The following is a 21,585-nucleotide window of genomic DNA, read 5'->3' on the forward strand; positions in this document are numbered from 1 at the left end:
AAGGCTTTGGGTGTGTCCGCCGACGAGCTCCGGGCCGCAGTCAAAGCCGTGGGTCCTACCTCCGCAGCGGTTCGCAAGCACCTGGGCAAGTAACGGGGAGCCGTCATGTCCTTGGTCGAATACCGCCGCAAGCGCCGCTTTGATCAGACCAAGGAACCACGCGACCGATCTGGGTTGCCCGATGGATGGATCGGGCGTTCGCGCGCCAGCAGGCGCGTCAGAAGAACTAAACGCTCACGGGCAGGTTTCGCCCGGGATGTTCTCCCAGCCGCCCGGAATGCGCCGGAACGCAACACCTCCTATGCAGCGGATCTCTTCCCGGCGCTGCTTGACCTCTCGTTCTGCCTGTTCTCGGCGTGCGCGGATCTCCGCCAACGCTGCTTTTCGGTACGTGACTGGCTCGAGCTGGGGAGCCGGGTTGGCGCTGGCTGACTGAGCTGGCATAGGTTCGGCTTGGAAGCGCGCATTCCAAGCGTCGCCGGTCCGCAGATGCAGCCAGATTCCAGCACCGGCCATACCCAGTAGGATCACGGCCCACAGGCCGAGCCACGGAAATTCCCAGCGCGAGCGTGGGATGGGTTGCAGGTACTCCGGTCGTTCGCGTTCCATACGGCCCCCAAGGCGTCCTGCGCGCATTCTAGCCGGGGTGTAGGGGCAGCGCCCCTACGGCAGCGCCTCACACGCGCTGGCGAGGCCTCGGTCCTGGCACCGGCAGGCCAATGGATGACGGATAGAATCGGACGAAATGGACCGCAAGAGGGGGGCGTAATGGACGACGTATCCATGATTTTTGGAGCAATGTGGGCAGGGCTGGAGGCCATCATCGGCAGCCCGTTGGTACAGACAATTGCAGGTGGCTTGATCGGTGCGGTCGCGGCTACAAAGGCCGTCGATCGCCAGATATCTGCTGACAGGGTCGCTGAAGCGAAATCGGACGAGGCAGCTATCGCTCGGCTGAAACTGGGTCTTCGCGTAGAAATGGAAGCGGTCCTGAAGATGGCGGAGCAATCACTAGGCCCTGAAATCGCCAAATGGAAGGCAGCGGGTGGGCGCGGGGGGTTTGGGTCCGTTTTTCCCCTTCAAAGCGAATACTTCACTTTGTTTGCGAAGAATGCGGACCAGTTGGGCTTGGTTGATGAGCGCACGGCGACCCTCGTTATCCAGGGATACATTGACCTCAAGGGTTCGGTGGACAGTTTTCTCTACAACAACCGTCTTCTTGAGGAATTCGAACAGGCTCGGCTTAAGCTTGGAGCGTCGACGGACAGTTCGTGGGTAGTCGAGCACATAGAGAGCATCGAAGATCAATTGCGCAGGTATGGTGCGCCGTTGATCCAGAATTACGATAAGGCGGTAGCGTCCGTAGGCGCCGCGCTGAAGAGCCTTAAGACTTGATGTCGGGGTGTAGGAGCAGCGCCCCTACGGAAGCGCCTCACACGCGCTGGCGAGGCCTCGGCCCCGATACAGGCAGGACTGCCGCTGGTGGCTCGGCGTCAGGGCCAGCCATCGCCACCGCCGAACGCTGTTTGCGCCGGCACACCACGTCCCGCAGATTGACGACAGTGGCAGGATGATGGCGAATGCCGGCGTCGCGATTGCTCACATTTTTGGAACTGTCGATCGACGGTACCGAGCGTGCAGCTTCCATCATGCGGCGCCATTCCTGCGCTTGGCAGGCGGTGAGCGACAGCCACGCCAGGTCTTCAGGCAGCAGCTCGCGACCTTCAGGCGTGATCAGGCGGTCACCGAGGAAAGAAAAACCGGCCCAAGGGCCGGTCGGGTCAATACGGTGGTGCGGGTCAAACTCAATCATGCCGCGATCTCATCCTTGGCCGGGGACTGAGGGCGCAGGCAAGAGCCGAGCCAGAGGCCCAGCCATTGCCACGCCGAGGACACGAACGCGGCCGTAGCCCGATACAGCATTGCGCATAATGTATACAACGTGGGCATTATCGAAGCCCGCGACCGCTGCCTGAGCCCTGTGGGGCAGGCCGAAACCTACAGCCAGGCACAGTGCCATTGCCATGCCTGCTAGCTTGCGCCAAACCGCCTTCTCTTCCCGGCTGATTGCCCGCGCCTCGCCCACGATTCCGATGACCTTGACGAGGGGTTCTCCCGTCAGGCCTGCCAATGTCGCGCATACGACCGCATTCGGTAGCGACACTCCCTTGCGGTAGTTGCTGACCGAGCTTGGCCGCACGCCCAGCCGTGCCGCGAGCTCCGAATCATTGCTTGCCCCAGTAGCAGCCTTGGCGGCGTCCAGCAGTGCATCGATAGTCGGCATTTCCAAGACCCTTGACATGTGGTTTACAAGGGTATTGAATCACACCCGGATTCCAAGAGGCTTGGAAACCACCCGCCACCGGCACCCCAAGGCCGCTGGCGGGTTTCCTTGGGGCAGGGGCTTGGGGGTGGGGTGAGCATGGACAACGCGCTTCTCGTCATCGTTCTGGCCGTCGCGTGCGTCAGCGTCGGCATCGTCCGCATCGGCTCATGGGTGATCGCCCAGCACGAGCAAGAGCAGACCCGGATTCTTCTTCAGCAGGTCTACGCGGCCTGCGCCATCGCCCAGGTACGCGCAGGGCAGCAGGAGCGCCGCGTATGAGCGTTCATCAGTGGGCCATTGAACTTGCCGAGTCCGACATGGGCTTGTTTGCGTGCGCCGCGCTGCTCGTCGTCGTCCTCGGCACGGCAATTCTCTCCATCGTGATTGAGCAGGCATGGCTGGGGCTTCGCCGCCTGTGGAAGCTTAGGAAGGATCGCTCCAATGGCCGGTGAGCGCGCGGTGCTGGCCGGGTCGGGACTCCCCTCGTCTAACAGGGGAGTCAGTGAATTCAGGAACGCCGATGGAGCCCTTACGGTCGGCATTGACTGGTTCTCCGCTTCCATCGATCTGCGCGCAGCGCTGGACGAGGTCGCGTTCCGCGATGGCGACAGCTTCGAAGAGGTCCGCCAGTGGATCGAGTTCTCCCCGGAGAACGCACGCATCGCAGCCCTGCAGGTGTTCTGCTGGTTCTTCGCCGGGCTTGGCCTTGAACTGGATGAAACAGCGGGTGGCGGTCGCTTCTACACGTGGCGCATCAAGATCATCGACGCGGCTAAGAAGTTCGTCGGCATGATCGAACTCGGCGGCGAAGAGTGCCGTCGCGCAGATGGGACGTATACCGCCCGCATCGAGCTAACTGGTGATGGATGCAAGGCGATAGGCGCAGCGCGCTGCGGCCATGCGCAGCGGTGGCTGGAGCTTCGAGCGAAGCTCGAAAGCTGCGCCGGGAGGATCACCCGTGTCGATGTGTGCGCCGATGACCTGGTGGGCGACTACCCATTGCGCATGGCACAGAAGTGGTACGAGGAAGGCGAGTTCAACAATCGCGGTCAGCGCCCCAAGGCACAGCTGGTGGACGACTACGACAGCGGTGACGGCAAGACGTTCTATGTCGGCGGCAAGAAGTCGGAAAAGCAGCTGCGCGTCTACGAGAAGGGCAGGGAGCAGGGCGACAAGAGTTCGCCGTGGGTGCGCTATGAGGCGCAGTTCCGCAATTCCAACCGCAAGGAACTGCCACTCGACATTCTGCGTGATCCGGCGTCCTACCTGCTCGGCGCCTATCCAGTCCTGTCCTTTCTGCGCTGCGTTGCCACGCGCATCGAAATCACAAAAGCCGCCGTTGAAGCGACGTGGAAGAGCGTTCGCCGTCACATCCGCCGCCAGTACGGCGCGGCCCTCAATTTCATCGCCAAGAACTGCCCTGACGATCAGGCGTTGCGGGCGGTAATCGAATCCTGCACTTCGCCATCGCTGCCGAAGTGGGTCACAGGTGACACAGCAGCGCACTGGCCCGAAATCGCGGCCGTACAGCCAACCTCAAAGGGGTAACAGCACATGAGCATCAAGGTCACTGTCCTGAAGAACGAAATCGACGAACGCGGCGGCAGCTTCAAGAATGACGCTGGCGAGAACGTCGAGTACACCACCCGCAAGCAGAAGGCGAAGCTTGAAACCGGTGGTTTTGCGTATCCGTTCGACGTGCGCCTGGACAAGGGCCAGCCGGGCTATCCCGAAGGCGAGTACGAGCTCGATATCGAATCGATGCTTCAGGTGAACAAGGGTGTCGCTTCGCTGAGCAAGTTCACCGTGCTGCGCCCGGCTCCCAAGGCTGCTGCGCGTCCTGCAGCGCAGGCCTAACTCATGCCAGAGCCGGTCTACATCCAGTCGTGTGCGGTCCAGAACATCGGGGCCGATGGCTTCTGCGCTGTGCCGGTCTGGATCGAGAAACCTCAGCCAGTACTTCCAGCGCTCACGCTGGCTGAGGGTACGCAAGTCGCATTTGCTATCGCGTCTTGCTGGGCACTGGGCGTCGTTTTCAGGCAGTACGCCCGGCTGTCTCGTGAGCACTTCTAAACCAACCAAGAGGGTACAACCATGAAGATGAACAAGATCGCCAGCAGCGTTGTGGACTTCACCCGTTCCACCGCAGGCAAGGTCGCAACCGGTGCGACTGCAATGGTCGCCAGCGGCGCAGCTCTCGCCAGTGGCGGTGGTCCGGCCGAGGCGATCACTGCGGAAATCACCAGCGGCAAGTCCAGCGTCAACGGCATCCTGGTCGTGCTGGCCGGTGTGCTGGGCCTGTTCCTTCTGTGGAAGATGATCAAGCGCGCCAACTAACGGGGAGCGGGTGTCATGCCCGTGCTGGTAGCGGTGATGGAGGTCCTGGCGACGGCTGCTTCGGTCGTCGCGGGGATTCTCTCGGTTCTCGCAGCGGTGAAGGGGCTGTTTCTGCTGTGGGGGAACATCAAACAGGCCAAGTAGGGGCGCACGTCGCCCCTACTTTTTTGGGGGTCCGTATGGGCTATTTCGTGATCGTTGCTGTGCTGGGGGCGCTATGGCTCGCCTTCGACTCGTGAACTTCTGCGCCCGGTGGACGTGCGCGCTTGCGCTTCTGCTGGCTGCGGTGCTCTTCACGTCTGCAGCCTCAGCGCAGACGTATGCCGATCAGGGGGCCGCCTACAAGGCGTGCATGGAGTACATCACCAATTACGTTAACGTACGTCCAACCACTACTCGCAATCCTTCTTGCCCCTCTAAGGTTCAAGGTTCGTCGACCATTTACGAAGGTCGCAACGAGTACGTTGATGGCGTGGGCAACTGGGGCAACTACATCAAACACGGCAGCTTTATGTACACAACGGCGAATAGCTGTAGTACTCGTGTTGATGGGCAGGCCGGAATGATCAACGGAACACTCTATTCGGGCGGAGTGTGCGACAACGGCTGTAAGGTCCAACCCAATCTGGACCCCGGCACGAACTTTTCTATTCGCGAAAGCGGCAACCCAAACGCCATTCCCGTTCGGTCCGGCACATGGAGGGCTTCGGGCCAGGTATGCAGCATCGTGGATACTCAGCCAAAGCCAGACGCAAAGGATGAGTACTGCCACACTACGTCGTCTGGGCATCAGGTCTGCAAAGGCAAGGACAGGACGTGCGTAACGTCGCCTAGCGGATTTCGCACGTGTGCGAGTGACTCGGCGAATACGAAAGGCCACACGGCGACGAACAATTCCCGCACTGAGGCCACCAGCATCAGCGCGCCCAACACGCCGCCAAACGCTCCCACCAACCGTCCCGGCGAAGACTGGAAGCCGAGTGGCGGGACCACGAACATCACGAACAACAATAACGGCAACACCACAAATACGCAGAACTACAACAATCAGGGCACGCCCAATGGCAACCAGCCCACGCCTGGCGATGGTTCTGGCCCCGGTGCTGGCGGTAGTAATGGCAATGGTGAGCAAGGCGAGGGCAACGGCAACAGTGCGAGCGGCGGCGGCGATTGCGCGGCGCCACCTTCAACCTCCGGTGATCCCATTCTCGGCATGATCGCAATGCAGACGTGGGCAACGCGGTGCGCAACTGAAAAGGCAAATTCCGCGAAGGTCACAGGCGACGTTGGCAACTGTGATGCTGCTTTCTCTGTCGAGGGCGACTCGATACAGGCCAATCAGCTTCGTGCGCAGCGTGCACAGCTGTGTGCTGGCAAGCCCGGGTCTGGCGAGGGCACCGGCGGCGACCCCCATCAGGGCGCGGATGACGTCGACGGCCCCGGCAAGTGGACTTGGAAGTTTGACGACAAGCTCATCGATAAGACCGGTTTTGGCGGCGGCAGCTGCCCCCAGCTTGGAACAATCGACTTCGGCAAGTTCGGCACCGTCTCACTTGATGGGCAGACGTGGTGGTGTCCGCTCATTGCGGCGCTACGCGCCGTGATGCTTCTGCTGGGAATGTTCATTTCCTTCCGCATCGTCTTTGGAGATTCGTGATGGGTTCCATATGGGAGTGGATCACGCGCGGCGTGAACCTTGTTTGGACCGTGCTGTTTGGTGGTATCGGTCGGATTGTGACCAAGGCTCTCTCGACTGCCGGCATTACGCTGGTGTCGATCAATCAGCTTCTTCCACAGCTGCGTTCGGCTATCGCCGACTACTTCAGTGGCTTGCCGGATTGGGCCCATAACTTCATCGGCGCTGTCGGCTTCGACGTGTTCATGAGCATGATCTTGTCGGCGCTTTCGGTGCGCTTCATGTTCAAGATCATTCCGATGCCTACGGCCCAAGCGCAACAGTTGGGGGTAACCAAGGAATGATCTACTGGTATACGGGGCAGCCAGGACACGGCAAGACCCTTCACGCTATCGATCACGCGATCGACTTTCTCAACGAAGGGCGCTTGGTGTACGTGTGCAACGTTCGCGGTTTCAAGCACGACGAAGCACGCATGCTACCGATGACGCCTGAGCAGTTCCGTGATTGGCCTAACTTCCTGCCCGACGGCGCGGTGTGCGTGGTTGATGAGGCATATGAGCACGGCATGCTCCCGAAGCGTCGGCCTGGCTCAACGGTTCCGCACCATGTCGAGCAGTTAGCGAAGCATCGTCATCGTGGCTTGGACTTCATTTTTGTCAGTCAGTCACCGGACCGGCAGTGCGATGACTTTGTGCAGGACCTCATCGAGCGCCATGTGCATGTGCGTCGTCGATTCGGCTTGCCGTTCGCACACCTACGCACCTTCGACCGTTACGAAAAGAATCCGGAGAAGGGGCACCCCCTGATCCTGAAGAGGGTCAAGCTGCCTAAGCGTCCGATGGGCCTCTACGAGTCTACCGTGATGGATACCAGTGAGAAGGCCATACCCTGGTATTACCCTGCTGCCTTTGCGCTGTTGATCGCCGTGGTCGTCGGCGCATGGTGGTCCGTGAACCGTGTGCATGCCCAGCTATCGGGGCAGCTCGATACGGTGCAACCCAAGGCAGCGGCGCCGCAAGCGGCGGAGAACGGAGCGGGAGCGACGGTCGCAGCCGCGCCGCAAGCAGCACCTGCGGCTGTCACCCGGAACAGCGACTACCTTGCATGGGTTACGCCACGGGTCGCGGGCCAGCCTTGGACGGCACCCGCGTATGACAGCCTGACCATTCCGACCAATCAGCCTCCACGTGTTTACTGCATGGCATCCGGTGATGGGCTTGATGCCAACGGCGAGCATCAGATAGGGCGCTGCAGCTGCAAGACGGAGCAGGGCACCACCTACGTCATGGATCAGGAACAGTGCCGCATGGTCGCGGTCAATGGGCAGTACGAGCCGTTCCTTGACACCAATCAGGCTGAGGCGCGCCGTATGAATGACTATCAGCAGTCCGCGCATTTTCAGGAGGAATCCCGCCGCATCCGCAGCGAGGCAGCAGGTGTCGCGCTACAGCACGTCGAGCGCAGCATGGGCAGCTTCCCCGAGTCGCCGCCGCACGCAACCAGCAGCTACATGACCACAGCGCCGGGGCCGAACAAGCTATGACCAGCAGCGCACGCGAGGTGTTGAAGTGGTTGGCCGTCGTTCTCATGACTTGCGACCACGTCGCCAAGATCATCTATGGTGGCTATGTGCCAGGTCTCAGCGAGGCGGGCAGGGTGGCGTTCCCCCTGTTCGCGCTGGTGATGGCCTACAACCTCTCCCAGCCCGGCGCTGACCCAGTTAAGTCTGCGCGCAGGCTCGGCATGTGGGGATTGATCGCGCAGCCGGTGCACGCGTTGGCGTTCGGGTACTGGCTGCCGCTGAACATCTTGCTCACGTTTGCCCTGTGCGCCGCTGCCATCTACGCAGCCGGCCAGCGTAAGTGGGTTGTCCTGGCATTCGCCGCGGCGGTGCTTCCGGCATTCGTGGACTACCAGTGGGCCGGGGTAGGGTTCGTGTTGCTGTCATGTCTGGCCTTTCGTCGGCAGCAGTACTTGCTACTGGTCCCAGCGTTCGCCGCGATCTGCTGGTTCAATGGCAACCTGTGGGCGCTGGTGGCGATTCCGGTCGCACTGGGCGTGTCTCGGCTGGCGTGGCCGGTGCCGCGTGGCCGGTGGGCGTTCTACGGCTACTACGTGGGGCATCTGGCCTGCCTCGGGCTGGTGGCGCTAACACTGCACTAGGGGCAGGACCCTGACTGTTCCCAGCCGTTCTCAACGCGTCTTAGACGTGTGCCACCGACGCACCTTTCGTCGTCTTTGAGCGGGACGTGCTGCTGACGATCCATGTACTGCGGCTGCATGCGTGCGTCTTGTTGAGCACGCCGCATTTCCTCCGCTCTGGCTGCGAAGTTGAGTGGCTCCGCGCCGCGTCCATCGTTGATGATGTTGAGAGTTTCGTTGCTCGCGTCTGCTCTGTCCTTCATGTAACCGAGCCCCAGGACGCCGACCACGCCGCATGTTGCCAGCCCGCACGCTGTCACGCCCAAGAACACCCCCAAGGCAACTTTCCACACCAAACCCTTTGAACTCGCCATCTGTGGCACCCCCCAAGCGATCCTGCTCGCATTCTAGCCGGGGTGTAGGGGCAGCGCCCCTACGGAAGCGCCTCACACGCGCTGGCGGGGCATCGGCCCCGGTACCGGCAGGACACCTACAGGTGGCTCGGCGTCAGGGCCAGCCATCGCCACCGCCGACCGCTGTTTGCGCCGGCTCACCACGTCCCGCAGATTGACGACAGTGGCAGGACGATCCCACGTTACTGCAGGAAGATTGCCACCACGCTTGGAACTGTCGATCGACGGTGCCGAGCGTGCAGCTTCCATCATCCGGCGCCATTCCTGCGCTTGGCAGGCGGTGAGCGACAGCCAGGCCAGATCTTCCGGCAGCAGCTCGCGTCCTTCGGGCGTGATCAGGCGATTACCGAGGAAAGAAAAACCGGCCCAAGGGCCGGTCAAGTCGATACGGTGGAGCGGGTCGAACTCAATCATGCCGCGATCTCATCCTTGGCCGGGGACTGAGGACGCAGGCAAGAGCCGAGCCAGAGGCCAAGCCATTGCCACGCGGAGCCGACGAATCGTGCCAAGGCCGATACAGCATTTCGCATAATGTATATTATGTTCCTGCTACTGCGGGGCCGGCTGGCAGGCCGCTTGCCTCGCCCCCTGATGTTGAGCGCTGCGAATTTGGGGCAGCTTGCGCGCTAACTTGTAGCAATTGATGCGCTGAGCTCAGTGCTGTCCCAATGACTCGCTGTAATCCTGGTGCATCGCCAATGGTGCGTCGCGAATCTGTTAGCGACGCAATCAAATCTTCCCAGTTGAACTCAGCGCAAACGGAATCTTCTCTGAAGCGCAGATATTATCTAACGCCGCCTCCAGCGAACCAGGCTTGCCCAACGTTTTCAGCGTCACCGCTATCCCACCTTTGATACCAAGCTTCCTCTGCGCCACTTCGGCGAGCAGCAGCTGGAGCTTGGAACCCAGCAGGGACACTTCCTCCAACCCGCCATAGCATGGCTCCAGGCCGCCCCCCACCTCAAGATGGACATGATCCATACCTAACTTCTTATCTTGATCGTCATACTTCTTAGCGTTCTGAATTATCACGTAGCGGGACGGTTCGGTTGAGCTATCTGCCAATCCGACTACGATGCAGTAGCCATCTTCCTCTACGGAAACTACTTCTGCAGTGAACTCATACATCGCCTGATCCTCATTGTTGTCCGCCAGTCGTCCAGCGCCTAGTTTGGCCACCCTCCCGCCACTGATATCTTGCCGCGCGCCGCAAGTCCGATACCAGATGATATAGCTGAAATTGCTTTCGTTTCTGTGGTTTCACAAGAATCCAGAAGTGTCTTTCCTCTCTCAATCGCATCATAGATCGATAGGGCAATTTCTATCCCAGCCCATATCAGCGGCAGTACGACAAACCAGGCGATGTGTCCTGAAGGATCGCTGTAACCGATCGGGTTACCCAGAGCGTAGGCGTAGAAGTTCACATCGCCTGACGCGAAGCCATAGGAATCTTCGCTGATGAACCGACCCATGTCTGGGCTGTAGTAGTGCGCCCGATAATAGCTGCAAACCCATGGTGCAGATCGAAGTTCGCCATCCTGATCACTTACGTTCGATCAGAGTGTCAGTCGGCACCTAAATCTCCTTCACCACAACTGCGCTGCCCGTCTTGTTCGCAATGGAAATTCGTCGACCCTCAATCACAATGTTTGAGATGTGGTAACTGACCTTGAACGGATCGGGAATCAGCTCCATCAGCGTGTACTCGGCTGCCAAACCATCGGCTTCCCCATCCGCTTCCACTGCAACCAGTTGGTACCTATCCGTGGCGTATCGGTGGAACAGCCTCAGCTTCCCGTCCCTTGCGCCACGCCCAGCTATGGCCGTCTCATAGGTATAGCCATTCGAGAAATGCACCATGATTGCCTCAGCAAGAGGTTTCGATAGCGAAATCCCGAAATAGTCATCGATTCGATTAAATCCTTCCAGGTACTTGTCAGCAAAGTAGCTGTGAACGTCCGCATCGGAAGTAGTCGCTTGACCGGGAGCGAACGGTGATCCACTGGCACTTGCTGTTTCTGAGATCCTCACCGCAAACGCCCTGTCCCCCATGACTTGCATGTCAACCTTTGAGCCCTCAACGAAAACCAACCTGTTGAATGACCCCAGGTCCAGATCGCGGCGATTTATCCATTCGGAGATGAACAGCGAAAGGTAGTTGGACGCAAGCTGGTAGCGAACACGCAGCGGGATGGGGTGACTGTAGTATTCAAGATCGATGTAGACTGCGGTTACCTTCACGCTATGGCCTTTGATGGTAGAAGGGATTGGTCAGGTTCTTAGACGCAGCCCATTGGCATTGTCCGCTTCAATCTGACCCTAGGCACAGGATCCCCGAGCGTTACCGGTCACCCACACCAATTGCGATCTTGAACTTGCGCCATCTTGACGCATTTCGAGGCCCCCGTCCTTATAAATCAACAAGATGGAATTTTTCAATCTCCGAGCGTGCAACATTGCCGCCCCAACACCGGCAGAACCGCGCCCCACAGGCCGAGCCTTTCTCACCCCGTATCCAAACGCCCTCGTGCAGGCTCGGCGCACCACTTAAGGATGGGTTTGGCGATGCGCCTGGCTGATTTTATCCAACAGAATGCGCGGGAAATCCTCGAAGACGCGGTGGCATTCGCCGAAACGCAGGCGCCCGATACCGTCGAGTTCAGCGCAAAGCAACTTCGGAATCATCTCCCCCAGATTCTTCAGGCGGTCATAGACGATCTCAGATCCGCAGACAGACTCCCAGCAGCTCGCAAAGTCCCACGGGCTTGCACCGTTGAAACCCGGCCCCGAGTCCGCCGCGTCCTATCATGGCCGAACCCGCGCCATCGCTGGCTTTGGCCTCAACCAGATGGTGGCTGAGTATCGAGCGCTTCGGGCTTCGGTACTTCGGCGATGGGCATCCGACCAGCAGCTGGCCACTTCATCGATCGATGACATCCTTCGTTTCAATGAGGCCATCGACCAGGCGGTGGCCGAATCCCTTGCTCAGTTCTCTGCCGAGGTCGAATCCTGGCGGCAGATCGTCCTGGCAGCGCTCGGGCATGATCTCCGAGGTCCTTTGGCAGCGGTCATGTTCTCGGCGGACACTCTGGCCAGTGGCCTGCAGGACCCAGCTTTGGCCAAGCAGGCCGAGCGGATCATCAACGGCAGCATGCGCATGAACAAGCTGCTCGACGACCTGCTGGCTTACAGTCGCAGCAAGCTGGGCGATGGGATGGCCATTCATCCGGTGGACTGCGATCTTGCCCAATCGCTTGGCGAGGAAGTCGAATTGCTTCGCGCTGCCCTGCCCCACGTCCCCATCACGTATGAGGTTGAAGGCGATGCCCGCGGTTGCTTCGATGCCTCTTCGTTGCGCGAAGCGGTTCACAACCTCACGACCAACGCTGCAAAGTACGGCGAACACGGCACCGATGTGCGGATCAGCCTTGAGGGCCTCGTCGACCAGATCATGATCACGGTGAGCAACACCGGCGCCGAACTGCCGGACGAAGCGTTCAACAGTCTGTTCGATCCCTTGCGCCGAGGCTCGCACAACGCGTCACAAGGCGAGCACGCGAGCTTGGGCCTCGGCCTGTTCCTGGTGCGGGAAATCTGCCACGCGCACCGCGGCACTGTCCATGGACGATGGCGTGATGGCCGCACCTCATTCGACATTACGCTCCCGAAGAATGCTGATTGAGGCGACCGACCTGGCGACGGCACTACAGGAACCTGTGCATCACGAAGACATCGACCAACCCGCGCTGGCCATGCCGGAAGGCCTCTGGTAGCGTTCCCACCACCTCGAACCCCAGCTTACGGTACAGCGCCACGGCCGGCCCATTGGTACTGACCACGTAATTGAACTGCATGGCCAGGAGCCCTTCCGCCCTCGCCCGCTCCAGGCTGTGCTCCACCAGCGCCCGGCCCACACCTTGCCCTTGTGCCGGTGCATCCACCACATACGTGGCGCTGGCCACATGCGCCCCCAGATCGGGGTAGTTCGGGCCCATCTTGTACATGCCCACAACCCGGCCCTCCAGCACAGCTACATGAGGTGCCTGGGCCTGGAACCAATGCGCGCGAAACGTCTCGACTCCAAAAGAGCCGGCAAAGGGCAGCGCATCCTGCGCCGCAATGGCCGCCTTGAACATGCCCCACATCACGTCGAAATCGCCTGCACGGGCGGGCCGGATATCCATGCGACTCCTGCAGATCTGTGGCCATGACCAGGCCGGACACTACCAGAATCCAGCCCCTGCCCCGTAGCTGCTTCACGCGCCACCACCATCGGCTCCGCAATAGTTGCAGATATTCCGGCCTTCAGAGCAGTAGATGCCCCCTGTTTCCGCGCACATCCCGCACCGGCTTCGACGGTGGAGGGTCCCTGCCTACGTTCTGCTGGGCATCTACCTGCTGTACCTGCTGGCCGGCAACATCTTCCTCAACACACCGCTGTTCGACCAGGTCACCAACCGCAAGCCGCACAAGTTCGTAATGACCACTGGCCCGGCCATTACGCTGTTGCCCGGCCACGTGATCGCCTGGAACGTGCACATGCGCGGCCACGTGAACCACACCGTCTACGTGTTGCATGCAGACCGCGCCAGCGCCCGATTGGCGGTGCTGCCCCTGTTCAAGCGCGAGGTGCGGGTGCCAAAGCTGCAGGCCACCGGAGTTTCCGCCGAGATCAGCCGCGTCGAAGAAGCCATCCCTTCACCGCCGCGCAACGACCAGGGCTGGACCTTGCGTTTCGACGCCATCCACAGCGACAGCATCCGCAGCGCACGCTTCGGCAAGCTGCTGATCATCGGCAAGGGTCAGGGCACCGTGGGGTTCCTGAAGCAGCTGCGTGGCGGCCCATCCGAACTGTTCGATTCCGAGGTCTCGTTCAGCAAGGCAGACACCAGCTATGACGGCGTGCAGCTGTTGGGCGACATGGATCTCACCGCGCGCTTCAGCTATCCGCGCCATTATCGGGACCAGGCGCCCGGCCTGGCCAAGTTGAAGCTGCTGCATGCCCAACTCGAGGTCGATGCCCGCAGCCAGGGCCTGCGCATGGACACCAATGCCACAACGCCGAAGATCTCCAGCGCACCAGTGCCTGGACGGCTGCAGGCGGCACTCCACCTGCTCGATGGCCAACTGCAGCCCGGCGACCACGCGCTGTGGCAGTTGCCGCTCTATCTGGGCGATGGCGCCCCCGATCGCGGCATGCTGGCACTGCAGCTCAATGTAGCCAAGGACCTGCGCCTGCAGGCCCGCCTGCCGCCAAAGCCCGGTTCAGGCAGCGAGGTGGATGCCGATCTGCATATCAGTGGCCGGGACATTCCCTTCCAACAGCCCGCACAGCTGCTGGAACGCAGCTCTGGCACAGTACGCGGCGAATGGACGTTCACTTCGCTCAACTGGATCCCTGCCCTGTTCGTTCGCAAGCCGTGGCTGCAACTGGACGGTGGCGGCTCGCTGAAGGCGGACCTGCGTCTTCGCAACGGCGAACTGACCGAAGGCAGCACCGTGGACATTCCTGCGGCCGAAGCCGTGGCCGAGGTGGCGGGTGTGCGCCTGGCGGGCACGGCCAGTGCGCACGGCGAACTGAAGGCCGGCACGCCCAGCCAGGCGCGGCTGGCCGTCCGCTTGCCCCGCTTCACTGCGCGACCAAGCGATGCCGACAACGTCCGCCTGTTCGATGGTCGGGATCTGGCCTTGGACCTGACCGGCGATGGCCGCCTGCAGGAACTGCGCAAAGGCGTCCGCGCGCAGCTACGCTTCAGTGAAGCCACCATCCCGGATCTGACCGCCTACAACCGCTACCTGGGCTCGCCCCAGGTGCGACTGCTCCGTGGCACCGGCACCGTCAGCGGTGACGCGACCCTCGATACCGACGGGCGCGTCGGCCATGGCACGGCCCGGCTGTTGGGGCGCAACGCCAGTGCAAAGGTGGCAGGGCTGGACATGGGCGGCGATATCGACGTGAACGCAACACTGCGCCGGGGAGACTTCAATCAGCGTCATTTCGATCTGTCCGGCACCACGGTCGAGCTGCGCAACGTGCAGGTGGCGGGCACGCGGGGCTCGACGGCATGGAAAGGCCGCGTGGCCTTCAAGCGTGGGCGCATCGATGCGCAGTCGCCGTTCCAGGTGGATGCCACCACGGACCTCGATCTCAGCGATGCGCGACCGTTGCTTGCACTGTTCGCAGAGCGTACCGACTACCCGCGCTGGACCCTGTCGCTGCTGGATTCCGGCCAGGTGCAGGCACAGGCGACGCTGCGCTGGCGCCCGGGCCATCTGATCATCGATGGACTGCAGGCCGAGAATGATCGCCTTTCGGTACGCGCGCGGTTGGATCTGCTCGACCAGCGCAAGCGCGGTGATCTCTACCTGCGCTGGGGGCTGCTGGGTGCGGGCATCGAGCTGGACGGTGACCAGCGCCAATGGCACCTGGCGAAGGCAAGGGAGTGGTTTGACCAGCAACCTTCCCTGTTGCCAGCGAGCCAGGGAGCCGGTGCCGTCGGCTCTTCAGACTGAAGGCCGGCAGCCTGCATCCATTCGCTGCCCCTGTGCGTAGACAGGCAGCACAGGTATCAAGGAGCTGCACGGTATGAAGCGGAGTTCACAGGTTTCCGGGCTTCTGGGATGGGTGGCAATCACCTTCGTTGCCGCCACCCTGGGGGCGTGGGCGTCCACGTCCGCGGCAAGCTTCTACGCCACCCTCACGCTTCCGGCATGGGCGCCACCGGCCAGCGTCTTTGGTCCGGTGTGGACGCTCCTCTACGCGATGATGGCGGTTGCCGCGTGGCTGGTCTGGCGCGAACGCGGTTGGCGCGACGCTCGGCCCGCGCTGCTGCTCTATCTGGTGCAGCTGGCCGTCAACGCGCTGTGGAGCTGGCTGTTCTTCGGCTGGAAGCTGGGCGCGCTTGCCTTCGCCGACATTCTTGTGTTGATCGTGTTGGTGTGCGCGACGATCGTCAGGTTCGCGCGCATCCGCCGGGTTGCGGCGGTCCTGCTGCTTCCTTACCTTGCTTGGATTTCATTCGCCTCGGCGCTCAACTTCGCCGTCTGGCGGGCCAATCCCGGGCTGCTGTGACAAGGTTCCCTGCCGCTCAGGCCTGGGCCACGGCCTGCGGGCGCCAGGTTCGCAGCAGGGCCGGCTTGAACGCCTGCTGCCCGCAACCGGTGGGGCATCGCACCACCCGCGCCGCAGTATGGCTGACCAGGCCCTGCCCTTCCTCTGCCTTGAAGATCGTCTCGCAGGACAGGCATCGGGCCACCAGCGAGTACAGATGCAGCAGCCGGCCACTGGCAGGGTCCTGCAGCGCATCCACATCCAGCAGTTCGAACTGGCAGCTGTCAGGCAGCATGCGATACGGGGGCAAGGGCACGCTCTGCAGATTCACGGGGCGGTCGCTCAGGGAAGTGGGTCCACCCTAGGCAATGACCTGTCGAGCTGATGTGCAGCGCAGATGTACTCTTCGCGAAAACTGCAAGTGCTCGACCTGGTCCTTACATGAAGAATTCAGCTTGGACAGAAACACGCTTCACACGCACACACTGGTAGGCGGATGCACGATTTTGCTTCACCATTGAAGGATACGGATGTATCACTGGCCTTTCCAGCCATCCACGAATCATGAGTCCCGCCCTTGATGCCTTCTGCTGAGCCCACGCACGACGCTGCCCTGTCGCGTTGCGCGCGCGAACCGATCCACACCCCCGGCGCGATCCAACCCTACGGTGTGCTTCTGGTCGTTGAACCGCAGTCCCTGCAGGTACGCGAGCGCGCCATCAGCCATCCGGGGCTGCTGAAGCAGTTCGGCGAACCGTTGATGCAGCACGTCACTGAGGTGCTGGGCGGCGTACTGGCGCCGTTCCAGGGCGTGTTGCAACAGGCGACGGTGGGCAGCAGCGCGCATGTCGGTGCCGTGCACCTGGATGGGCACGGCCGCCATCAGCTGCTGGTGCACCGCTCCGCCACGGACCTTCTGGTTGAGCTGGAAGCACCGGTTCCCGGCCAGCCCGGCTCGCTGGAAGAACTGTATCCAGCCATCCGCGAGCTGATGACCGGCATTGAATCGGCAGCGACGGTGGAAGACCTGTGCAGGCTTGCGGCCGCGCACATGCGCCGGCTGACCGGCTTTGACCGCACCCTGGTCTATCAGTTCGATGCCGGCTGGAATGGCATCGTGGTGGCCGAGGATGGCAACGGCCTGTTGCCATCCTACCTGGACCTGCGCTTCCCCGAATCTGACATTCCTGCGCAGGCCCGCGAACTCTACCGCCGCAACCGGGTGCGCCTGATCGCGGACAACAACTACACCCCCGCGCCGTTGATGCGGGCCGACGACCATCGCGACGCACCAGCCACCGACCTGAGCCTGGCCGTGCTGCGCAGCGTCTCGCCGGTCCACCTGCAGTACATGCGCAACATGGGGACCGGCGCGTCGATGTCGGTATCGCTGGTGCATGAAGGCCGCTTGTGGGGCCTGGTGTCCTGCCACACCGTGCAGCCACGCCGCCTGCCCTACCACGTGCGCACTGCCTGCGAGTTCATGGGCCAGATCCTGTCGCTGCAGATTGCGTTGAAGGAGCGCGCGCGTGCGATCGAAGAGCGCGTTGCCCGTCGTTCCATACTGGTCAAGCTGCTGGGTCGCATGGCCGGCGACGAGGACTTCATGGCGGCCCTGCGCCAGGACGAGGCCAGCCTGCTGTCGCTGACCGGCGCGGCCGGCGCGGCGATCGTGCACAAGGGCGATTGCCTGCGTGTTGGCCAGTGCCCTTCCGCCAGCGACGTGCTGGCCCTGGCGAACTGGCTGGCCACGCAGCAGGCCGGCCAGGAAGCCTACTGCACCGATCACCTGGCAGCCGACTGGTCGCCTGCCGCGCACCTGGCCGACGTAGCCAGCGGCCTGCTGGCGGTGTCCATTTCGCAGCTGCATGACAGTTACCTGATGTGGTTCCGCCCGGAAGTGGTGCGCACCGTGCGCTGGGGTGGCGATCCCCGCAAGGAAGCAGCACCGGGCGTGGCGCTGTCCCCGCGCAGCTCGTTCGAGGCCTGGAAGGAGACCGTGCAGCAGCGCAGCCTGCCGTGGAGCGACGCTGACTGCGACGCCGCACACGAGATGCGCACGGCCATCGTCGATATCGTGTTGCGCAAGGCCGAGGAAATGGCCGAACTGAACGAGCAGCTGCTCCGCAGCAACAAGGAACTGGAAGCCTTCTCCTATTCGGTCAGCCACGACCTGCGCGCTCCGTTCCGTCACATTGTCGGCTATTCCGAGCTGCTGGGCAGCTCGGCGGGCGAACGCCTGAACGATACCGAGCGCCGCTTCCTGGACACGATCGTGGAATCGGCCAAGTCCGCCGGAACACTGGTGGATGACCTTCTCAGCTTCTCGCAGATGGGGCGCTCCACGCTGGGGCGTGTACGGCTGGACATGACCGCGCTGGCCGAGGACGTGCGCCGGAGCCTGGCCTTGGACTACACCGGCCGCGACGTGCAGTGGACGCTCGCACCGCTGCCGGAGGTCGAGGCCGATCCGACGATGCTGCGCCTGGTATGGCAGAACCTGCTGGGCAACGCGATCAAGTTCACCCGCGAGCGCGAACACGCGGTGATCGAGGTTGGTCACGAGCGAAACGACGACGAAGACCACTTCTTCGTGCGCGACAACGGCTGCGGCTTCGACATGCGCTACGTGGACAAGCTGTTCGGCGTGTTCCAGCGCCTGCACCACGTCGAAGAGTTCGAAGGCACCGGCATCGGCCTGGCCAATGTCCGCCGCATCATCGGCCGCCATGGCGGCCGTACCTGGGCCGAGGGCGAGCCCGGCAAGGGCGCCACAATCCATTTCACCCTACCCCGCTTCACAGGAGAACACCCATGAGGGACCTGCGGCCGATCCTCCTGGTAGAGGACAGCCCCAAGGATGCAGAGCTGACGATGGCCGCGCTTGCGCGCTGCCAGCTGTTGAACGATGTCATCCATGTACGCGACGGCGCCGAAGCGTTGGATTACCTGCGCTGCGAAGGCAAGTTCGCCGGCGCCATGCACGGCGGCCCAGTGGTGGTGCTGCTGGACCTGAAGCTGCCCAAGGTCAACGGCCTGGAGGTGCTGGAACAGGTGCGTGGCGACCCGCAGCTGAGCAGCACGCCGGTGGTGATGTTGACCTCCTCGCGCGAAGAACAGGATCTCGTGCGCAGTTACGAACTGGGCGTGAACGCGTTCGTGGTCAAGCCGGTCGACTTCAAGGAATTCTTCGACGCCATTCAGGGGCTGGGCATGTTCTGGGGCATCACCAACCAGCCGCCACCGCATCGGCCCAATGGCTCGGGGCAGCACAACAATGCGTGATGGATCGCGCCGCAGCGAGCGCCTGCGCATCCTCATGCTGGAGGACAGCGCGCTTGATGCGGAGCTGATCACCGCACAGCTGCGGCGTGCCGGCCTGGAGTTCGAGGTCGAGCGCCTGTGGACGCGCAATGCGTTCATCGAGGCCATCGACAACCGTGCGTTCGACGTGATCCTGGCCGACCATGTGCTGCCCGGATTCGATGGCGATGCGGCCCTCGCGCTGGCGCGCGAGCGGATTCCACAGACCCCTTTCATCTTCGTCTCCGGCACACTGACGGAAGAGCTGGCCGTACAGGCGCTGACCCGTGGCGCGCGCGATTACGTCGTCAAGCAGCGCCTGCAACGCCTGCCGGATGCGATCCGCCGCGCTCGCCAGGAAGCCCATGAACGCGCCCAGCTGATGCATGCCCAGGCGGCGCTGAACGAGAGCCAGGCGCAGCTGCAGCAGGTCACCGATGCCGTACCCGCGCTGATCGCCCAGCTCGACAACGCGCATCGTTACCGGTTCGCCAACAAGGCGTTCCTGGACTGGCATGGATTCAGCCTGGCCGAGCTGCTGGGCCGGACCGCGCGCGATGTCAGCGGCGTATCCGCTTTCGAACACGCGTTGCCCAGCCTTGAACGGGTACTGCAGGGCGAACGCACGAGCTTCCAGGTCGAGCTCGTCCATCGCAGTGGCGAGTCGCGTTTCGTACAGATGGAATGCGTGCCGGAGCATGCCGCCGATGGCAGCGTGGCCGGCTACATCTGCCTGGGTAGCGACGTCTCGCAGCTCAAGCAGGCCGAGCTGGCCCTGCGTGAGGACAACCAGCTGCTCGAGCAGCAGGTGCAGGCGCGCACGGCCGAGCTGCGCGCCAGCAAGCGCCGCCTGCAGGCGATCTTCGAGTCCAGCTTCCAGCATCAGGTGCTGCTGGATCTGCGCGGATGCGTGGTCGATGCCAATGACGCTTCCTTGGCCGCTGTACTGGTAGACAAAAAGGACATTGTTGGCCAGCGCTTCGCCGAATCGGTCTGGTTCGCCACCACCGAGGGCATGGGCGCAGCGATCGACCGCGCCGTAGGAGACGCGGCGCAGGGCCGCAGTTCACTGCATGCGCTGGAGCTGGAGCTCCCGACCGGCCGCCGCAGCTTCGACTTCTCGTTCCGTCCGCTGCTCGACGCCGAAGGGGCGGTCACCGCCGTTGTCTCCGAGGCCGTTGAAACCACCGCACGCCTGCAGGCCGAGCACGCGCTCCGCCAGTCACAGAAGATCGAGGCGGTCGGTCAGCTCACCGGCGGCATCGCGCATGATTTCAACAACATCCTGACCGTCATTTCCGGCAACGTCGAGCACGCCATGCTGCTCAGCGAAAGGGCTGGCGAGGCCGGTGCGCTGGTAGGCCGTGCGCTGGACAATGCGCTGAAGGGGGTGGGCCGTGCCGCCAGCCTGACCCAGCGCCTGCTGGCGTTTGCCCGCCGCCAGCCGCTGCGCAGCCAGGCCGCTGACCTCAATGTCCGCCTGCTGGACATGCACGACATGCTGCAGCGTGCACTGGGTGAACTGGTGCAGCTGGAGATCCGCAGCGCGGAGGATATCTGGTGCGTGGAGATCGACATCAGCCAACTGGAGGCCTCCGTACTGAACCTGGCGGTCAACGCCCGCGATGCGATGCCGCGTGGCGGGCGGCTGGTGATTGAAGTCGACAACAGCCACCTGGACCACGACTATGCCGCGCTGTTCCCGGATGCAACGCCGGGCGAATACGTGATGCTGCGGGTGCGCGACAACGGCCACGGCATGGATGCGGCGACGCTCGCCCGGGTCTTCGAACCCTTCTTCACCACCAAGCAGGTTGGCCGTGGCACCGGCCTGGGCCTGTCGATGGTGCACGGGTTCGTCAAGCAGTCAGGCGGCCACGTGCTGATCGATTCGGTGGAAGGCGGCGGCACCAGCATCACCATGATGTTCCCGCGTTCACTGCTGCCGTTGCCCAGCGAAGCGCGCACTCCGCAGACCGGCCTGGCAGGCTATTCGCCGCGCGAGGAAACCATCCTCGTGACCGAGGACAACGACGATGTCCGTGCCCACACGGTGGATGCACTGCGGCTGCTGGGCTACCGGGTATTGGAAGCCCACGACGGCCCTTCCGCACTGCGGCTGCTGGAACGCCCGGATACCAGGGTGGACCTGCTGTTCTCGGACGTGGTGATGCCCGGCATGTCGGGCTGGGAGCTGGTGCGGGAAGTCCGTGAACGCTGGCCGGAGGTCGCCGTACTGTTCACGTCGGGCTATCCCCGTGACCACGACCAGGTGGGCAGCCAAGGGCGGGCCGTTGCGCTGCTGCCAAAGCCGTTCACCCGAAGTGATCTGGCGACGGCCGTGCGCACCGCGCTGGAGGCAGCGCCACACTGA

At 62.6% G+C, this 21,585-nt stretch carries 27 protein-coding genes and 1 pseudogene; 18 read left to right on the top strand and 10 right to left on the bottom strand.

Going from position 1 to position 21,585, the window contains the following annotated elements; all coding sequences use genetic code 11:
* On the top strand, positions 1-93 hold a 93-nt coding region (locus BN1263_RS20125; RefSeq protein ID WP_144435358.1), incomplete at its 5' end, for a DUF3606 domain-containing protein.
* 141 nt (positions 94-234) lie between these two features.
* Here BN1263_RS20125 and BN1263_RS20515 read toward each other — a convergent pair.
* On the bottom strand, positions 235-609 hold the full coding sequence (locus BN1263_RS20515; RefSeq protein WP_144435359.1) for a hypothetical protein: 375 nt from the start codon (positions 607-609) through the stop codon (positions 235-237).
* A gap of 159 nt (positions 610-768) precedes the next feature.
* On the opposite strand from BN1263_RS20515, the gene BN1263_RS12875 reads away from it, so the two are divergent.
* Complete coding sequence (locus tag BN1263_RS12875) at positions 769-1,395, top strand: hypothetical protein (RefSeq protein ID WP_058981628.1); 627 nt, start codon at positions 769-771, stop codon at positions 1,393-1,395.
* A 37-nt stretch (positions 1,396-1,432) separates the two neighbouring features.
* On the opposite strand, the gene BN1263_RS12880 is transcribed toward BN1263_RS12875, so the two are convergent.
* Positions 1,433-1,813 carry a DUF3653 domain-containing protein gene (locus BN1263_RS12880; RefSeq protein ID WP_058981629.1) on the bottom strand — a complete coding sequence of 127 codons (381 nt, stop codon included), beginning with the start codon at positions 1,811-1,813 and terminating at the stop codon, positions 1,433-1,435.
* Between the two features lie 9 nt (positions 1,814-1,822).
* Positions 1,823-2,302: a DUF3693 domain-containing protein gene (locus BN1263_RS21010; protein WP_080398818.1), complete on the bottom strand. Its 480-nt coding sequence runs from the start codon at positions 2,300-2,302 to the stop codon at positions 1,823-1,825.
* A gap of 120 nt (positions 2,303-2,422) precedes the next feature.
* Here BN1263_RS21010 and BN1263_RS12885 point away from each other — a divergent pair, with 120 nt between their 5' ends.
* From BN1263_RS12885 to BN1263_RS12930, 10 genes are all read left to right on the top strand, one after another.
* Complete coding sequence (locus tag BN1263_RS12885; protein WP_144435360.1) at positions 2,423-2,605, top strand: hypothetical protein; 183 nt, start codon at positions 2,423-2,425, stop codon at positions 2,603-2,605.
* Positions 2,602-2,778: a hypothetical protein gene (locus tag BN1263_RS20710; RefSeq protein ID WP_186008970.1), complete on the top strand. Its 177-nt coding sequence runs from the start codon at positions 2,602-2,604 to the stop codon at positions 2,776-2,778. The genes BN1263_RS12885 and BN1263_RS20710 overlap by 4 nt, the downstream gene beginning before the upstream one ends.
* Positions 2,768-3,874: a replication initiation factor domain-containing protein gene (locus BN1263_RS12890; RefSeq protein ID WP_058981633.1), complete on the top strand. Its 1,107-nt coding sequence runs from the start codon at positions 2,768-2,770 to the stop codon at positions 3,872-3,874. The genes BN1263_RS20710 and BN1263_RS12890 overlap by 11 nt, the downstream gene beginning before the upstream one ends.
* A 6-nt stretch (positions 3,875-3,880) precedes the next feature.
* A complete protein-coding gene (locus BN1263_RS12895) occupies positions 3,881-4,183 on the top strand; it encodes a single-stranded DNA-binding protein (protein ID WP_058981635.1) in 303 nt (100 codons plus the stop codon).
* Positions 4,184-4,420: 237 nt separating this feature from the next.
* A complete protein-coding gene (locus BN1263_RS12905) occupies positions 4,421-4,663 on the top strand; it encodes a hypothetical protein (protein ID WP_058981639.1) in 243 nt (80 codons plus the stop codon).
* A 15-nt stretch (positions 4,664-4,678) separates the two neighbouring features.
* Positions 4,679-4,807, top strand: coding sequence for a hypothetical protein (locus tag BN1263_RS20895; RefSeq protein ID WP_260832954.1), 129 nt, complete (start codon positions 4,679-4,681; stop codon positions 4,805-4,807).
* Positions 4,808-5,015: 208 nt separating this feature from the next.
* Positions 5,016-6,320 carry a hypothetical protein gene (locus BN1263_RS20520; RefSeq protein WP_144435361.1) on the top strand — a complete coding sequence of 435 codons (1,305 nt, stop codon included), beginning with the start codon at positions 5,016-5,018 and terminating at the stop codon, positions 6,318-6,320.
* On the top strand, positions 6,320-6,643 hold the full coding sequence (locus BN1263_RS12920; protein WP_058981645.1) for a DUF2523 family protein: 324 nt from the start codon (positions 6,320-6,322) through the stop codon (positions 6,641-6,643). The genes BN1263_RS20520 and BN1263_RS12920 overlap by 1 nt, the downstream gene beginning before the upstream one ends.
* Positions 6,640-7,845, top strand: a complete 1,206-nt coding sequence (locus tag BN1263_RS12925) for a zonular occludens toxin domain-containing protein (RefSeq protein WP_058981646.1) — start codon at positions 6,640-6,642, stop codon at positions 7,843-7,845. The genes BN1263_RS12920 and BN1263_RS12925 overlap by 4 nt, the downstream gene beginning before the upstream one ends.
* The gene (locus BN1263_RS12930; RefSeq protein ID WP_058981648.1) at positions 7,842-8,465 is read left to right on the top strand and encodes a TraX family protein; all 624 of its coding nucleotides are present in this window, start codon (positions 7,842-7,844) and stop codon (positions 8,463-8,465) included. Before BN1263_RS12925 ends, BN1263_RS12930 begins: the two co-directional genes overlap by 4 nt.
* Positions 8,466-8,890: 425 nt before the next feature.
* Here the strand turns inward: BN1263_RS12930 and BN1263_RS12940 are convergent, their stop codons facing one another.
* The 5 genes and pseudogenes from BN1263_RS12940 to BN1263_RS20900 all read right to left on the bottom strand — a co-directional run bounded on the left by BN1263_RS12940 (position 8,891) and on the right by BN1263_RS20900 (position 11,542).
* Complete coding sequence (locus tag BN1263_RS12940; RefSeq protein ID WP_058981652.1) at positions 8,891-9,271, bottom strand: DUF3653 domain-containing protein; 381 nt, start codon at positions 9,269-9,271, stop codon at positions 8,891-8,893.
* A gap of 315 nt (positions 9,272-9,586) precedes the next feature.
* Positions 9,587-9,985, bottom strand: a complete 399-nt coding sequence (locus tag BN1263_RS12945; protein WP_058981654.1) for an Imm10 family immunity protein — start codon at positions 9,983-9,985, stop codon at positions 9,587-9,589.
* Between the two features lie 38 nt (positions 9,986-10,023).
* Positions 10,024-10,353, bottom strand: a pseudogene (locus tag BN1263_RS20135) (RHS repeat-associated core domain-containing protein); the annotation flags it as partial.
* Positions 10,354-10,432: 79 nt separating this feature from the next.
* A complete protein-coding gene (locus BN1263_RS12950; protein ID WP_058981655.1) occupies positions 10,433-11,098 on the bottom strand; it encodes a hypothetical protein in 666 nt (221 codons plus the stop codon).
* 306 nt (positions 11,099-11,404) lie between these two features.
* Positions 11,405-11,542 carry a hypothetical protein gene (locus tag BN1263_RS20900; protein WP_251102018.1) on the bottom strand — a complete coding sequence of 46 codons (138 nt, stop codon included), beginning with the start codon at positions 11,540-11,542 and terminating at the stop codon, positions 11,405-11,407.
* Positions 11,543-11,630: 88 nt separating this feature from the next.
* On the opposite strand from BN1263_RS20900, the gene BN1263_RS12955 reads away from it, so the two are divergent.
* A complete protein-coding gene (locus BN1263_RS12955) occupies positions 11,631-12,539 on the top strand; it encodes a sensor histidine kinase (RefSeq protein WP_251102019.1) in 909 nt (302 codons plus the stop codon).
* A 22-nt stretch (positions 12,540-12,561) separates the two neighbouring features.
* Here the strand turns inward: BN1263_RS12955 and BN1263_RS12960 are convergent, their stop codons facing one another.
* Entirely contained in the window at positions 12,562-13,041 is a 480-nt protein-coding gene (locus BN1263_RS12960) for a GNAT family N-acetyltransferase (RefSeq protein WP_058981657.1), read from the bottom strand.
* A gap of 133 nt (positions 13,042-13,174) precedes the next feature.
* Between BN1263_RS12960 and BN1263_RS12965 the strand changes: the two genes are divergently transcribed.
* Positions 13,175-15,370 (top strand): AsmA family protein, encoded by a 2,196-nt coding sequence (locus BN1263_RS12965; RefSeq protein WP_058981659.1) that lies wholly within the window; start codon positions 13,175-13,177, stop codon positions 15,368-15,370.
* Positions 15,371-15,443: 73 nt separating this feature from the next.
* Positions 15,444-15,929: a TspO/MBR family protein gene (locus BN1263_RS12970; protein WP_049414768.1), complete on the top strand. Its 486-nt coding sequence runs from the start codon at positions 15,444-15,446 to the stop codon at positions 15,927-15,929.
* Between the two features lie 16 nt (positions 15,930-15,945).
* Here BN1263_RS12970 and BN1263_RS12975 read toward each other — a convergent pair whose 3' ends face one another.
* A complete protein-coding gene (locus BN1263_RS12975; protein ID WP_058981661.1) occupies positions 15,946-16,239 on the bottom strand; it encodes a hypothetical protein in 294 nt (97 codons plus the stop codon).
* Positions 16,240-16,488: 249 nt separating this feature from the next.
* On the opposite strand from BN1263_RS12975, the gene BN1263_RS12980 reads away from it, so the two are divergent.
* From BN1263_RS12980 to BN1263_RS12990, 3 genes are read left to right on the top strand one after another with little or no spacing between them, the layout of a single operon-like run.
* Positions 16,489-18,726, top strand: a complete 2,238-nt coding sequence (locus BN1263_RS12980) for an ATP-binding protein (RefSeq protein WP_058981663.1) — start codon at positions 16,489-16,491, stop codon at positions 18,724-18,726.
* Positions 18,723-19,193 carry a response regulator gene (locus tag BN1263_RS12985; protein WP_005409633.1) on the top strand — a complete coding sequence of 157 codons (471 nt, stop codon included), beginning with the start codon at positions 18,723-18,725 and terminating at the stop codon, positions 19,191-19,193. Before BN1263_RS12980 ends, BN1263_RS12985 begins: the two co-directional genes overlap by 4 nt.
* Entirely contained in the window at positions 19,186-21,585 is a 2,400-nt protein-coding gene (locus BN1263_RS12990; RefSeq protein ID WP_058981665.1) for a PAS domain-containing hybrid sensor histidine kinase/response regulator, read from the top strand. Before BN1263_RS12985 ends, BN1263_RS12990 begins: the two co-directional genes overlap by 8 nt.

The organism is Stenotrophomonas thermophila (assembly GCF_001499715.1).
Classification (GTDB): Bacteria; Pseudomonadota; Gammaproteobacteria; order Xanthomonadales; family Xanthomonadaceae; genus Stenotrophomonas; species Stenotrophomonas hibiscicola.